1 protein-coding gene and 1 pseudogene are annotated in these 1,946 nt (G+C 68.0%); both read right to left on the bottom strand.

Annotation, left to right across the window (positions count from 1 at the left end; genetic code table 11):
• Positions 1-842, bottom strand: a pseudogene (locus ACWD35_RS45395) (IS3 family transposase); the annotation flags it as partial.
• Positions 843-946: 104 nt separating this feature from the next.
• Positions 947-1,946 (bottom strand): IS110 family transposase (locus ACWD35_RS45390; protein WP_451357164.1); only part of this gene is annotated, 1,000 nt, incomplete at its 5' end.

Below are 1,946 nucleotides of genomic sequence, written 5' to 3'. Positions count from 1 at the left end.
GGTGACCAGCGAGGTGCGCATGTGGTCCGCGATCGACCAGCCCACCACCCGCCGCGAACAGATATCGATCACCGTGGCGAGGTAGAGCCATGTCGCGCCGACGTTTATGTAGGTGATGTCGCCGCACCACCTGGTGTTCAAGGTGTCCGCGGTGAAGTCGCGCATCACCAGGTCCGGTGCGGGCGGCGCGGTCCTGTCCGCGATCGTCGTCCGCTTCTTCTTCCGCAGGTGCCGGCCGACGATGTGGTTGATCCGCATCAGGCGCGTGACGCGCTTGCGGTTGATCCCGTGCCCGCGGGCACGGAGTTCGGCATGGACGCGCGGAGCACCATAGGCACCGCCGTGTTCGGCGTGGATCTCACGGATCTCGGCCACGGTCCGTTTCTCCTCGGCCCGGCGCTCGGCACGGGCCTGAGCGGTGGCCAGATGCCGGTAGTAGCCGGCCCGCGACACCCCGAGCACCCTGCAGATCCGCTGCACGCCGAAGTCGGTGCGGTGATCGGAGATGAAGTCCCAGCGGCGGGGGCTCACTTCACCTCCCGGGCAAAATAGGCGGCTGCCCGGCGCAGAATCTCGCGTTCCAGCTGCCACTCCTGTTCCGCCTTCAGCAGCCGGGCGTTCTCTGCCCGCAGCCGGGCCGGCTCCTCCGCCGCGCTCACCCCGATGTCGCGGCTCTCGGGCGCGGCCTGGCCGTCGTCCTTGCGGACCCACGTCCCCAGCGACTCCGCGGTGATGCCAAGATCCGCGGCCACCGCCGCGTACGTCCGCTTGCCGACCGCGGCGCAATAGAGCGCGACGGCATCCTTCCGGAACTCCTCCGGATACGGAGACCTCCGTCCCACCTGGACATCCCTCCCTGGACCATCAAGATCCATTGTCAGGGTGTCCACTCCAAAGGATTCCCAATGAGGTTGTCAACCCCGTGCGGTGACTCGCTGTGAGCGTCTCATCCCAGCGGGACAGGGCTCGGCGGCGCGGTGATCTCGAAGGTTCGGCTGTCGCGGATGAGGGCCCACAGGACGTTCAGGCGACGGCGCGCGAGGGCGATGACAGCCTGCCTGTGCCCCTTGCCTTCGGCTCTCTTGCGGTCGTAGAACGCTTTCGAAGTGGGGCAGCATCTGGCGGCGACCATCGCGGACATGTAGAAGACTCGCAACAGGCGGCGGCAGTAGCGGCGTGGTCGGCGCATGTTCCCGCTGATCCGTCCGGAGTCCTTCGGGACCGGGGCCAGGTAGGCGACACCCGCCAGGCGGTCAGAGGTGCCGAAGACGCTCATGTCCCCACCGGTATGGGCGATGAACTCGGCGCCCAGGACCGGACCGAGGCCGGGCATGCTCAGGATGACCTCGGCGTGCGGGTGGTCGCGAAACCGGCCCTCGATCAGGGCATCGGTCTCAGCGATCTCCTCATCGAGGGTCATCACTTCCCTTGCCAGTTTGGCCACCACGGCCGCGGCGAACTTCTCCCCGGCGACGGCGGTGTGCTGGGCTTCGGCGGCCTCGACGGCGGTGGCCGCGACGAGCTGGGAGTTGCGGACCTTGCGGTTCTTCAACCAGGCCGCGAGGCGGTTCTTGCCGATGCGGCGGAGAGCGGCCGGTGTCTGGTAGCCCGTCAGCAGCACGAGGGACGCCTTCGAGGTCTTGTAGTCGAAGGCCCGTTCCAGCGCAGGGAAGTACTCCAGCATCTGGGCCCGCATCCGGTTGATCGCCCTCGTGCGGTCCGCTGCCAGATCGAGGCGGCGCGAGGTGAGGATGCGCAGGGCAACGGCGATGTCGTCGCCGCGGTGCATGGTCTGAAGGTCGCGCCGCATACGGGCCTGGTCCGCGATGACAAAGGCGTCCTTCGCATCTGTCTTCCCGTCACCCCGGTAGGAGCCGGAGGCGTGGTGGACGGTGCGGCCGGGGATGTAGAGGACCTGCTGCCCGTTGTCGGTCAGCAGCGCGATC

The sequence above is a fragment of the Streptomyces sp. NPDC002671 genome (assembly GCF_053592475.1).
This window is presented reverse-complemented; position numbering and strand designations above follow the sequence as displayed.